The sequence below is a fragment of the Lysinibacillus sp. FSL K6-0075 genome (assembly GCF_038592945.1).
Classification (GTDB): Bacteria; Bacillota; Bacilli; order Bacillales_A; family Planococcaceae; genus Lysinibacillus; species Lysinibacillus fusiformis_F.
The window spans coordinates 1,611,928-1,624,801 of sequence record NZ_CP151947.1; the positions used below are offsets into that span (position 1 = coordinate 1,611,928).

Annotated in this window: 15 protein-coding genes; all 15 read left to right on the top strand. The window is 40.3% G+C overall.

Features of this window, described 5'->3' with window-relative positions; translation table 11 throughout:
* Positions 1-7 precede the first annotated feature (7 nt).
* The 15 genes from MHB65_RS07750 (at position 8) to MHB65_RS07820 (ending at position 12,857) form a co-directional block, all read left to right on the top strand.
* Positions 8-1,024 (top strand): NAD(P)H-dependent glycerol-3-phosphate dehydrogenase, encoded by a 1,017-nt coding sequence (locus MHB65_RS07750; RefSeq protein WP_342443008.1) that lies wholly within the window; start codon positions 8-10, stop codon positions 1,022-1,024.
* Positions 1,025-1,248: 224 nt separating this feature from the next.
* Positions 1,249-1,461, top strand: coding sequence for a DUF2768 domain-containing protein (locus MHB65_RS07755; protein ID WP_004232605.1), 213 nt, complete (start codon positions 1,249-1,251; stop codon positions 1,459-1,461).
* Positions 1,462-1,483: 22 nt separating this feature from the next.
* The gene (locus MHB65_RS07760; protein ID WP_342443009.1) at positions 1,484-2,266 is read left to right on the top strand and encodes a hypothetical protein; all 783 of its coding nucleotides are present in this window, start codon (positions 1,484-1,486) and stop codon (positions 2,264-2,266) included.
* Positions 2,267-2,358: 92 nt separating this feature from the next.
* Positions 2,359-3,837 carry a stage IV sporulation protein A gene (gene spoIVA, locus MHB65_RS07765; protein ID WP_342443010.1) on the top strand — a complete coding sequence of 493 codons (1,479 nt, stop codon included), beginning with the start codon at positions 2,359-2,361 and terminating at the stop codon, positions 3,835-3,837.
* A gap of 198 nt (positions 3,838-4,035) precedes the next feature.
* Positions 4,036-4,308 (top strand): HU family DNA-binding protein, encoded by a 273-nt coding sequence (locus MHB65_RS07770; protein ID WP_004232618.1) that lies wholly within the window; start codon positions 4,036-4,038, stop codon positions 4,306-4,308.
* Between the two features lie 222 nt (positions 4,309-4,530).
* A complete protein-coding gene (folE, locus tag MHB65_RS07775; RefSeq protein ID WP_205442354.1) occupies positions 4,531-5,100 on the top strand; it encodes a GTP cyclohydrolase I FolE in 570 nt (189 codons plus the stop codon).
* Between the two features lie 62 nt (positions 5,101-5,162).
* Positions 5,163-5,381: a trp RNA-binding attenuation protein MtrB gene (gene mtrB, locus MHB65_RS07780; protein ID WP_004232621.1), complete on the top strand. Its 219-nt coding sequence runs from the start codon at positions 5,163-5,165 to the stop codon at positions 5,379-5,381.
* 264 nt (positions 5,382-5,645) lie between these two features.
* A complete protein-coding gene (locus MHB65_RS07785) occupies positions 5,646-6,413 on the top strand; it encodes a heptaprenyl diphosphate synthase component 1 (RefSeq protein ID WP_342443012.1) in 768 nt (255 codons plus the stop codon).
* Between the two features lie 15 nt (positions 6,414-6,428).
* Positions 6,429-7,133, top strand: coding sequence for a demethylmenaquinone methyltransferase (locus MHB65_RS07790; RefSeq protein ID WP_342443013.1), 705 nt, complete (start codon positions 6,429-6,431; stop codon positions 7,131-7,133).
* A 19-nt stretch (positions 7,134-7,152) separates the two neighbouring features.
* Positions 7,153-8,127: a heptaprenyl diphosphate synthase component II gene (gene hepT, locus MHB65_RS07795; RefSeq protein ID WP_205442358.1), complete on the top strand. Its 975-nt coding sequence runs from the start codon at positions 7,153-7,155 to the stop codon at positions 8,125-8,127.
* 86 nt (positions 8,128-8,213) lie between these two features.
* Positions 8,214-8,630: a nucleoside-diphosphate kinase gene (gene ndk / locus MHB65_RS07800; RefSeq protein ID WP_004232627.1), complete on the top strand. Its 417-nt coding sequence runs from the start codon at positions 8,214-8,216 to the stop codon at positions 8,628-8,630.
* A gap of 239 nt (positions 8,631-8,869) precedes the next feature.
* Positions 8,870-10,021: a thiolase family protein gene (locus MHB65_RS07805; protein ID WP_342443014.1), complete on the top strand. Its 1,152-nt coding sequence runs from the start codon at positions 8,870-8,872 to the stop codon at positions 10,019-10,021.
* A gap of 15 nt (positions 10,022-10,036) precedes the next feature.
* Positions 10,037-10,804 (top strand): 3-hydroxyacyl-CoA dehydrogenase, encoded by a 768-nt coding sequence (locus MHB65_RS07810; RefSeq protein ID WP_342443015.1) that lies wholly within the window; start codon positions 10,037-10,039, stop codon positions 10,802-10,804.
* Positions 10,805-10,875: 71 nt separating this feature from the next.
* Positions 10,876-12,501: a long-chain fatty acid--CoA ligase gene (locus tag MHB65_RS07815; RefSeq protein WP_342443016.1), complete on the top strand. Its 1,626-nt coding sequence runs from the start codon at positions 10,876-10,878 to the stop codon at positions 12,499-12,501.
* Between the two features lie 125 nt (positions 12,502-12,626).
* Positions 12,627-12,857, top strand: coding sequence for a hypothetical protein (locus MHB65_RS07820; RefSeq protein WP_205442363.1), 231 nt, complete (start codon positions 12,627-12,629; stop codon positions 12,855-12,857).
* Positions 12,858-12,874: the final 17 nt, after the last annotated feature.

Below are 12,874 nucleotides of genomic sequence, written 5' to 3' on the forward strand. Positions count from 1 at the left end.
TTTTGTTATGGAAAAAGTTTGTGTGTTAGGGGCAGGCTCATGGGGTACTGCACTGGCAATGGTACTAGCGGAAAATGGACATGATACGCTTGTATGGACACATAGAGCTGAGCAGGCAGAAGAAATCAATCAACTGCATACGAATAAAAAATATTTACCAGAAACCATTCTACCTATAAATTTACATGCGACGAGTGATATGGCGAAGGTAGCTACTCATGCAGAGACCATTGTTGTGGCTGTTCCCACAAAAGCAATTCGCGAAGTATGCGAGAAATTAACGGCTGAATTAACGAAAAAAGTGTTGTTTGTCCATGTATCAAAGGGAATTGAGCCTGATTCTTTAAAACGAATATCTGAAATTTTAGCAGAGAGCTTACCGGCTGAGTATGTGGAAGAAATCGTTGTTCTTTCTGGGCCAAGTCATGCAGAGGAAGTGGTGTTACATCATCCTACAACGGTTACTGCAGCTTGTGCCAACATCGATGCTGCTGAAAAGGTACAGGATTTATTTATGAATCAATTTTTCCGCGTCTACACAAATGAGGATATCATTGGTGTAGAAATAGGAGGAGCGTTGAAAAACGTCATCGCTTTAGCTGCCGGGATTACAGATGGCTTGAATTATGGCGATAATGCGAAAGCGGCACTTATTACGCGAGGTCTTGCTGAGATTTCACGTTTAGGCGTAAAAATGGGTGGGAATCCATTTACGTTCTCAGGGCTTACGGGTATGGGGGATTTAATTGTAACTTGTACAAGTGTCCACTCCCGAAACTGGCGTGCGGGAAATCTGTTAGGGCAAGGCATGAAGCTACAAGAAGTGCTGGATCAAATGGGCATGGTTGTAGAGGGTGTACGTACTACGAAGGCAGCCTATCAGTTAGCAGAAAAATATAATGTGGCTATGCCGATTTCCACGGAGCTTTATAGTGTTCTATTTAATGATGTTGAACCGAAAGTGGCAGTCGATGCCTTAATGATGCGGATGAAAAAACGAGAAATAGATGATATGAAGCATTAATATTAATTTTTTGATTAAACTTGTCATAAAACGGACATAAATAAGGTGTCTCAACGAATCTGTTGAGACGCCTTATTGTGTGCTGCTAGTTGAATAGGGAATGCATTGTAAAAGAGTTGTCCATTTCTTGATAGTTATGGGACAACTATTTCTTTTTAGCAAAAGCACATAGTATAATATACTTTGATTGTGTCTGGATATTGAAAGAAAGGTGGTTATTTGAAATGGGCCCGTTAGCTCATATGCCTGCACTGGATGTAATGTGGGTGTCATTTTATTGCATCGCATTTATGATTATATCAGTCGGCTTAATTTATTTAGCTCGGAATAAGATTTCAAATGTATTTTTACGAACAGTCGTAAATTTATGTGCATACATACTGTTTGGACTTGGCACATTTTTAATGGTACTAGTAGTTGCCACATGGCCAGCATAAAAAATAATGAGGTGTCAGTAACATGAAAAAACTAAGTGCTTTGCTGTGGGTATTTGCAACCGCCATACTGTTAGTAGGATGTGCGTACCCAGAAGACGAAAAAAGGGCAAAGGTCACGCCTGATGTCGACCAACTAGCTGCAGTTCAACGTGCCGTGAATGAATACCGTGAAGCAACCGGTGGACTAGTACCAATTAAAAATAGCGAGCTAGATACAGATATCTATATCAAATACTTAATCGATTTTGAAAAACTTATGCCGAAGTATTTGACGACAATTCCTGGAAATGCCTATGAAAAAGGTGGTATATATCAATATATCATTTGGGATCCTGAAAATGATGCATCGGTCAAATTAGTAGATTTAAACGCGGCAGAGCGTATACGTGAAATAGGTATTCGTAAACTATCTACACAGTATTTACCAATAAAAGGGTCGATAGCGGAAAATGTTTATCAAATCAATTATAAAGATTTAGGCTATAAAACAGATGTGACTGTAAAAAGCCCCTATTCTGGCGTCGAGTTACCACTTTTCATGACAGGTGATGGTGAATTACATGTTGACTATGCTGTGGATTTAGGACAGCTTTTAAAAGACGATAAGCCTAATGTAAAGCCTGGTGATGATATACGCCAATTACTTGTCGACAAATATCCTGTGGTGCCTGCCTATTCTATTCCCTATACAGTGGACGAGAATGGAGAACCAATCTATGATATGGAAACATATAATGCGGATGTCAAAAAGGCGAAAGAGCGACAAAAACAAGAGGCCGAAGCCGCCGAGAAAAAAGAACAATAGCAAACAAGCTCCTTACATTTGTGAGGGGCTTTTTCATATTTGTCTACAGGCTCGCATATAGTGAAAAAGCGTAGATAAAGGAGGCAGAAACCTTGAGTGAAGCAGTATTTAGAGAAATTGCAGAGCGCACAAATGGCGATGTTTATATTGGTGTTGTCGGTCCAGTACGTGTAGGTAAATCAACATTTGTAAAAAAGGTAATGGAATCAGTCGTGTTACCAAATATTGTGGATGAAACGGAAAGAATGCGAGCACAAGATGAGTTGCCACAAAGTTCTCCGGGGCCAGTCATTATGACTGCTGAGCCGAAGTTTGTGCCTGCCCAAGCAACCCGTATTGTGGTCGGAGAAGATGAAATGCCATTCCAAATTCGTTTAGCAGATTGTGTTGGTTATATTATTGATGGGACAAAAGGCTATGAGGATGAAAATGGACCAAAATTTGTTCATACGCCTTGGCATACAGAGCCTATCCCATTTCAGGAAGCCGCTAAAATTGGCACTGATAAGGTAATTCGTGATCATGCGAATATTGGTATTGTCGTAACGACTGATGGTACGGTTAACGGAATTAGCCGCCGTGCCGCAGAGAAGGCAGAAGAGGAAATTGTGGAGCAATTAAAAGATATCGGCAAACCATTTGTCATCTTACTCAATTGCCAAATGCCCGCGAGAGAAGAAACAGTTCAGCTTCGCAATGAATTGTTTGAACGTTACAATGTTCCCGTTATTGCGATGTCCATCGATCAAATGAGAGAGACGGATATTCAATATATTTTACAAGAGGCGTTATTTGAGTTCCCAATTCGTACAATTGAGGTGGAGAAACCAGACTGGCTGGATGTGTTAGATGCCACTCATCCATTAAATGTTGCATTGATTGATTCGATGGAGGAAGTACTTTCTTCTGTGATGAAAATTCGAGATGTGCAACAGGCGTCAGATGCCTTTAAAGCCATTGACTTTATTGACCAAAGTGAAGTTGTTCATGTAGATGCAGGTATTGGAACGGCTGTGATTCGGGTATCCCTACAAGGTGAATTGTTTAAATCAGTTTGTAATGAATGGCTAGAGGAGCCGATTGAAACGAAAAAAGATTGGTTACTCTTTATCAAAGAGGCGTCAGAGGCGAAAGAAGCTCAAAAACGCTTTAAAAGTGCTATTCAAGATGCTGATACGACGGGTTATGGCGTGACATTGCCGATGATGCAGGAATTTGAGCCAACAGCCCCAGAGCTAATTAAACAAAATAATTTCTTTGGCGTACGAATGAAGGCGAAAGCACCATCTTACCATATTATTCGAGTTGACATGGAGTCAGAATTTGCACCATTAATTGGCTCAGAATTCCATAGTCAGCAACTTCTAAAAGATTTAAATCATGCTTATTTACATGATCGTGATGCGCTATGGAATACACAACTTTTTGGCACACCATTGCATGAAGTATTAAAAGAAGGGATACGATATAAAATGGATGCTGTCCCAACTACTGCCAAAAAACGGATGCGTCAAACGATTGAACGTATGGTCAACGAAGGTGATCGTGGTTTAGTAACATTTATTTTATAGTGATAAAATTCAGAAAAAATGCAAAAAATATACGCAGGGCTTTTCGTTTTTATGCGAAAAGTCCTTTTATTTTTGTTTTTTGGGTGAAAAACTGATTTTTTGGTTATAATCATGTATGAATACAGTTGCGTAGCGGTTTTCTATGTGTTACTCTTTTTACAGAATTGGTTCATGACCCTTTGAGAGGAGGTGAATGGTGTGAATAAAACAGAATTAGTAAACTCTGTTGCTGAAGCTGCAGGTCTTTCTAAAAAAGACGCTTCTAAAGCAGTTGAAGCTGTATTTGATACAATTCAAGATGCTCTTGCAAAGGGTGACAAAGTACAATTAATTGGTTTTGGTAACTTTGAAGTACGTGAACGTGCGGCTCGTAAAGGTCGTAACCCACAAACTGGTAAAGAAATCGAAATCGCTGCTAGCAAGGTGCCTGCTTTCAAACCAGGTAAAGCGCTTAAAGACGCGGTAAAATAATACACGTCTAGTAGTTACATAGAGCAGTCTTCATGTTAACGAACATGGAGGCTGCTCTTTTTAACTTCAATTTGAAATTTACATAACAATAATATACAGGGATTTGCTTCTCTAAAAGCGAATTTCTGATGAATCAAGTAAGTCATTTTGCGCTTACCTTTTGGATGTGCTACGATGCATAGGGAAATGTGTAATGTTTTGATATGCAGGAGGGTTTTTTGAATGTCGAATATTGATTTATTGAAAATAGAAGAAGCAGTAAAAATGATTTTAGAAGCAGTAGGTGAAGATGTAAATCGTGAAGGTTTATTGGATACGCCGAAGCGTGTAGCAAAAATGTATGCTGAAATGTTCAGCGGCTTGCATGAGGATGCTAAAGATTATTTTAAAACGGTATTTCATGAGGATCATGAAGAATTAGTGCTTGTCAAAGATATTCCTTTTTATTCGATGTGTGAGCATCATCTAGTACCTTTCTATGGCAAAGCACATGTAGCATACATACCAAATGACGGCGTTGTTGCTGGGCTTAGTAAATTAGGACGTGCTGTGGAAACGATTGCCCGCAGACCCCAACTACAAGAGCGTATTACCTCTTCAGTAGCGGACACAATTATGGAGATGCTTGCGCCAAAAGGTGTTTATGTTGTGATCGAGGCTGAGCATATGTGTATGACGATGCGTGGTTTAAAAAAACCTGGTTCCAAGACGGTAACATCTGTTGCACGCGGTATTTATGAGGAAGATGAAGTGAAACGTAGAGAAGTGCTGTCATTTATTCAAATGTCTTAAATTGCGTGTCTAATTATGTTATGATGAACTAAGAATTTGTCGGATTTAAGGAGTGTACAAAGATGTCACAAGATTATATTGTTATTCAAGCAGAAGAAGATGGTGTACATGTCATTGGATTAACACGTGGAACAGATACGAAATTCCATCATTCAGAGAAATTAGATGCCGGCGAAGTAATGATTGCTCAATTTACAGAACACACGTCTGCCATGAAAATACGTGGTAAAGCACAAATTCATACAGCACATGGCGTGATCAATAGCGAAGCGAAAAAATAAGAAATCTGGTTTCTAACAATCGTTTTTAATGCTGTTTAGCATATAACAAGCACATATAAAAACACTAGATGTGAAAAACTGAGTATAAGGTTTTTGGGCAGTTAGCATCCCTACATTCAATTATGGGAAAGCTTTACTGCCTGTCCTATGAAGAAAGCAAATTTTTTTTATTCCGCATCGTTGCGTATGCTATAATGACTCAGTAAGCAAGCGTTAAGCCTTGGATAGGGCTAACGTATCTGAAAGTGAAATGGAGTAAGGTCTATGAATGCAACATACATTCAAAATTCAATTGCACAGTTAAAAACAGAGATTTTCATGGATGTTCGTCATAGAACTTTGCAAAAATACACAGGTGTACCTGTGCTAGATGAAAATCAATTGTTTTATTTGTTAATCCCGTTTTTGAATGGTGAAGAGTGGCAACAAGAGCAACAAGAGGCTGCAATTACTGTTGGCATAGTGTACGCAGCATTAGCGGCTCACGATCATATAAAAGAAATAGATGCAACATCAAAAGAACAGCAACTTACCGTTTTAGCTGGGGATTTTTATAGTGGTCGTTATTATGAAATATTAGCGATGTCAGGGAATGTCGCATTGATTCGAAACTTGTCACAAGGCATTGTGGCACGGTGTGAAAACCAGATTAAAGTTTATGAAAATGAACAACGTACAATCGAACAGTGGTATGCGTCGATGAGTACGATAGAATCCGGGTTAATTGCTCAATTTTTTGATCTTTATTCTTTCAGTGAATATATACCACTTATAGAAAAAAGCTTATTAATCTTGCGTTTAGAAAAAGAATGGACAGCTTATCAACGTGGGCAAATGTCTTTAATGGGTAAGGCACTTGAAGATAGTGTCAGACAAAATGGCGCAACCTTTAATAGCGTCATCCAAGGAAAAATTGTGCATTTAAAAACAGAGCTATCACAGATCATTCATCATGCATCCTTTTTACAAAGTGATATCAAACAAGCTTTACATGCACATGTAGAGGCATCCATTGCTTCTACTAACGGATAAGAGAGGTTTTTCAAAATGGCTAAAACGAAAGAAGAACATGTTCACGAAGTATTTGAGAGTATTTCGGAAAACTACGATAAAATGAATGGTGTAATTAGTTTCCAGATGCATGTTGGCTGGCGTAACGATACGATGAAGCACATGGCTGTAAAACCTGGATCAAAGGCACTTGATGTATGCTGTGGCACGGCAGACTGGACAATCGCATTGGCAGAGGCTGTTGGAGAAAGTGGAGAAGTAAAAGGGCTGGACTTTAGTCAAAACATGTTGAAAGTTGGCGAAAAAAAGGTAGAGCCATACCCACAAATTGAACTAATTCATGGAAATGCGATGGAATTACCTTTTCCAGATGATACGTTTGATTATGTGACGATTGGCTTTGGTCTTCGCAATGTACCTGATTATTTACAAGTGTTGAAGGAAATGCATCGTGTTGTTAAACCAGGTGGTATGGTGGTGTGTTTAGAAACATCACAATCTGAAATTCCTGGTTATCGTCAACTGTTCCGTTTTTATTTTAAATATATAATGCCGATATTTGGTAAAATATTTGCGAAAAGCTATAAGGAGTATTCTTGGCTTCAGGAATCTGCGAATGATTTCCCAGGTATGAAGAGGTTAGCGGCATTGTTTCAGCAAGCAGGATTAGAAAAAGTAACGTACAAAGCATACAGTGGCGGGGCTGCGGCAATGCATATGGGCTTTAAAAAGGTACGTTAATGGGGGAAGGTTTTCACACGTGGAAAAGATGAAGTTAAAACTACTCTATTCCGATTTGAAATCAGATATCGATATCATTGAACGAGAGTTAGAAAAAGCGGTGGACTCATCTTCATATTTGATCAACGATGCTTCTCTCCATTTATTACAAGCTGGTGGCAAACGGATACGACCAATTTTTGTGTTACTAGGTGCAAAATTTGGTGATTATGACATTGAGAAGATGAAGGATGTAGCAGTACCTTTAGAACTCATTCATATGGCATCGCTTGTACATGATGATGTCATTGATGACTCCAATATGCGAAGAGGACGCCCTACTGTCAAATCACAGTGGAATAACAGGGTAGCGATGTACACAGGCGATTTTATTTTCGCACGTGCACTGGAATATATTACGAAGTTAGAAAACCCGCTTGTTCATCAAATTTTAGCCCGTACGATGGTGGAAATTTGTAACGGTGAAGTCATTCAAATTGAAGATAAATTTAGATTAGACCAAGGTTTAAAAGATTATTTTAGAAGAATAAAACGAAAAACAGCATTACTGATTTCCTCCAGCTGTGAGCTAGGGGCTGTGGCGGCAGGAGTGGATGCTAAAACAGTGCGACATTTAAAGCGCTTCGGCTACTTTGTGGGCATGAGCTTCCAAATTATCGATGATGTTTTAGATATCATGGCAACCGATAAAGAACTAGGGAAGCCAGCAGGTAGTGATTTATTGCAGGGCAATATTACTTTACCGATATTATTGTTAAAAGATGATCCGGAGATGCAACCTTACTTAGTCAAAGTTTTTGCAGGCACATTAACAGAACCGGAACGTCAAAATATGTTGCAATATGTGCGTAAATCTCATGCAATTGAGCAAGCTAATCGTATGAGTGATAAATATTTGAAAAAAGCCTTACAGGAAATTGATGCTTTACCAAAACATCCCGTAAAGAAAAAACTGCGTGATGTAGCATTGTTCATGGGTAAGCGCAAATTCTAGCTTTTTGTTGTACAAAGGCTCATTTTTTGTTAATATTTATCGGTAGGTGTAAAACCTGTTAGACGAATTTAAGGAGTGTTTTAAACATGGCAATTGAACAAACTTTTTTAATGGTTAAGCCTGACGGCGTTGAACGTCAAGTAATCGGAGACATCGTTGATCGTTTCGAACGTCGCGGTTTTGTAATGAAAGGTGCTAAATTAATGGTAATTCCTAAAGAATTAGCAGAAAAGCACTATGCTGAGCATGCTGAGCGTCCATTCTTTGGTGAATTAGTTGATTTCATCACTTCTGGTCCTGTATTCGCTATGGTATGGGAAGGCGAGAACGTAATCAAGCTTGCTCGTACTATGATGGGTGCAACGAAACCTGAAGAATCTAACCCAGGTACAATCCGTGGTGACTACGCAACAACTGTTTCTCACAACATCATCCACGGTTCTGACTCTCTTGCTTCTGCAGAGCGCGAAATCGGCTTATTCTTCGGTGAAGATTTAGTTTAATTTCGAATAGATTAGGCAATCTCAATTTTGGGATTGCTTTTTTTATTGTCAAAAAGGTGGGCTGGGTAGTGTGCAGCATATTATTCCGACAAATAATCTATTCCTAGATACATATAGAATTGTTAAAAACTTCTTACTCATGTACAATAAATGATGTAATATTCTGATAATTAAGTTAGGAATAGTTTAGTAGACTCGTCAATACACTGTGAGGATGACGAGGAAAAGGGGTTATGAGCATGAGAGAAGTGGTAATTGTAGCAGCTGTGAGAACTGCTGTAGGTCGAAGTAGGGGTGCGTTAAGTCAAGTTCGAGCAGATGATTTAGCAGCGGATGTGTTACAGGAGGCTGTAAAACGTGCAGGGATTGAGAAGGCACAAGTAGATGATGTCATTTTGGGCTGTGTGACGCAAACAGCTGAACAAGGTGCAAATATTGCGCGGACCTCATTATTAATGGCTGGTTTCCCGGATAGTGTGCCAGGGGTAACCATTGATCGCCAATGTGGTTCAAGCCAACAAGCCGTACACTTCGCAGCACAGGCCATTTTAGCGGGGGATATGGATATTGTCATTGCTGGTGGTGTAGAAAGCATGTCAAGAGTACCGATGGGCTCAAACATGCAACATGCACATGCTAGTAAACGCTTACAGGAAAATTATGATATTATCCATCAAGGATTATCAGCAGAGAAAATCGCCTCCCAATGGTCTTTATCGAAAGAACAGTTAAACAGCTATGCCTATCAAAGCCATCAACGGGCGCTTTCTGCCATTGAAGCGGGTCATTTCCAAGCTGAAATACTACCTATTCAAGTTACACAAGAAGATGGCTCTGTGACAACATTTGCTGTTGATGAGGGTCCTCGTGAAGAAACAACCGTTGACATTTTAAATGGATTAAAAACTGTTTTTCAAGAGAATGGCGGCGTGATTACTGCGGGCAATGCGAGCCAAATGAGTGATGGGGCATCAGCTGTAGTCGTGATGGCATTGGATAAAGCACAAGAATTGGGCATTCAACCACTCGCTAAAATTGTGACAAGAGTGGTCGTGGGCTCTGATCCAACATTAATGCTAACAGGGCCAATCGAGGCTACTAGAAAAGCATTAGAACGGTCAGGTCTCAACATAGAGGATATCGACACATATGAGGTAAATGAAGCCTTTGCACCTGTGCCACTCGTATGGCTGCATGAAATAGGAGGAGACCCACAGAAACTCAATCCTGATGGTGGAGCAATTGCACTGGGACATCCATTAGGGGCAACGGGTACGAAATTGTTAACGACGATGCTTTATCGCATGGAGCGCGAGAATTTTCGTTACGGCTTGTTGGCGATTTGTGAGGGCATGGGAATGGCCAATGCCACGATCATTGAAAAAATGTAAAAGGGGATATGTCTGATGAAAGAACATGAAGTGGTGGCCGTCATAACAGGGGGTGCCTCAGGTTTAGGAGAGGCAACCGTTCGTAAACTGATAGGACAGGGTGGCAAAGCGATTATTTTTGATGTCAATGATGAGCGTGGACAAGCTCTAGTGGAGGAATTAGGTCAAAATGTCCTTTATGCACGAGTGGATGTCACAAAGGAAGCGGACGTGGCGGCAGGCCTTGAGCAGGCTGTTGCAGCTTTTGGTAAGGTCAATGTTGCAGTGAACTGTGCTGGCATTGCAGATGCGAGTAAAGTTATTTCCAAGCGTGGTATACATGCCCTTGCTCTATTTGAAAAAGTGATTGCTGTTAATTTAGTTGGTACGTTTAATGTCATCCGCCTAGTTGCGGATAAAATGCAGCATAATGAGCCAAATGAGGATGGACAACGTGGCGTCATTATTAATACCGCGTCTGTGGCTGCATTTGATGGCCAAATTGGACAAGCTGCTTATAGCGCGTCAAAAGGTGGGGTAGCGGCGATGACGTTGCCGATTGCAAGAGAGCTTGCGGAAATCGGTGTCCGTGTGATGACCATTGCGCCAGGATTAATTGAAACACCGATGTTTGCTTCGTTACCTGAGCCTGCAAGAGCGGCTCTTGCTCAAATGACACCGTTTCCTAAGCGACTTGGTAAACCTTCGGAATATGCCCTTTTGGTTGAAAGTATTATCCACAATGGCTTGTTAAATGGAGAGGTCATTCGTCTAGATGGTGCCATTCGCATGCAACCTAGGTAACGGCAAAATCTAGATTAAATAGTTTTAGTCTTGATCGTTTCAAAAAATCGTAGATGAAGGGAAGCGGTATAATGCATATGATGGATACACCCTTATTATTAACAAGTTTTTTGAATCGCGCAGAACGATTTTTTCACTCAAAGAAAATTTATTCTCGAACAAGCGCCACTACTATTCATGAGTTCACGTATAAAGAATATGTCAAACGGACTCGCCAATTAGCTGATGCTCTGACGAAGCTAGGAATGGAGCGAGGAATGAAGGTGGGCACATTTGCTTGGAACCACCATCGCCATTTAGAAGCCTATTTTGCTGTACCATGTGCAGGAGCAGTACTGCATATGATTAATATTCGATTAGCCCCTGAGCATATTGCCTATGTCATCAATCATGCTGAGGATGAAATTTTATTAATAGATGATAATCTAGTGCCATTGATTGCACCAATCGTATCACAGCTGAAAACGGTCAAGCATTTTATCATTATGGGCGATGCTGTTGCAGTAGAATCGATGCCGATTCCCAATGCTCTTTCCTATGAAGCGCTACTTGCAGAGGCAGATGAACAGTTCACATTCCCAGAAGATTTAGATGAAAATACACCTGCAGGCATGTGCTATACAAGTGCAACGACAGGTATGCCAAAGGGAGTTGTCTATACACATCGCAGTATTGTACTCCACAGTTTAACAGCTGGTCTTGCTGACAGTATTGCGATTTGTGAGTCAGATGTGGTGTTACCTGTTGTACCAATGTTTCATGCGAATGCATGGGGATTACCATTTGCAGGTGTCGCATTTGGTGCTACACAGGTTTTACCGGGTCCAATGTTTACACCACAGCTATTGCTTGAGTTATTTGATGTATATAAAGTCACGTTGACAGCAGGCGTACCGACAATATGGCTGGGCGTTCTACAGGAGCAGCGCCAAAATCCTCGTGACCTATCGTCTATGCGATTAATTGTTTGTGGAGGATCTGCCTCACCAATTGGTCTTGTCCGAGGCTTTGAACAAGAACTCAATATTCCGTACATGACAGGCTACGGTATGACCGAAACATCACCGCTTGTAAGCCTATCCACGTATTTAACACATATGGAGGACTATACGGCTGATGAAAAAATGAATGTTCGGATTACACAAGGCATGACCATGCCTCTTATTGATACACGGATTGTCAATGAAAATGGAGAAGTGCCTTGGGATGGCAAAACGATGGGAGAGCTAACGATCAGAGGTCCATGGATTGCCAATGAGTACTATCATGATGAACGAACGGAAGAAGCCTTTAAGGACGGCTGGCTCTACACAGGTGATATTGCCGTGATGACAACAGATGGCTATATAAAAATCACTGACCGTACAAAGGATTTAATTAAGAGTGGCGGTGAATGGATTTCTTCAGTAGAGCTTGAAAATGCATTGATGTCCCATCCAAAGGTCTTTGAGGCGGCTGTTATTGCCATTCCACATGAAAAGTGGCTGGAGCGACCATTAGCCTGCGTTGTAGCAAAGCCAGAATTTAAGGATTCGATTACTAAAGAAGAGTTACTAGAGAGTCTACAGCAACAATTCCATAAAACGTGGATTCCTGATGATATTGTCTTCATTGACGAAGTACCAAAAACGTCTGTAGGTAAATTCTTAAAGGCTAAATTACGAGAAGATTTAAAAGAGTATCGCATACAAGTCTAACGTTAATGGATAGAATGAGGGTGGTGAAAAACTACCTTCATTTTTTATTGGAATAAATTCCTGAAAAATGAAACTATTTTTTCCATTTTGCCGTATAATCTTAGTAACGAAAGGATGTGGACGGATTGTCAATTGCCATTGTAGCGATAATTGGAGGCGTCATTATTTCTCTAGCTGGAATTTTTACAGACGCTCTTACAAGACAACAAAAAATAAAACTGAAGGCTGTTGAAAAAGAAGTAGAATTAGAAAAGCTTAGGTTAGAAACTTATACGATCGAAACAGAAAAAATGCGCCTTGAATTAGAACAGTCGAAAGTATTACTTTTAGAGGAAAAACAAAACGCAAGCAAGTAGATGAGTATACATGAGAA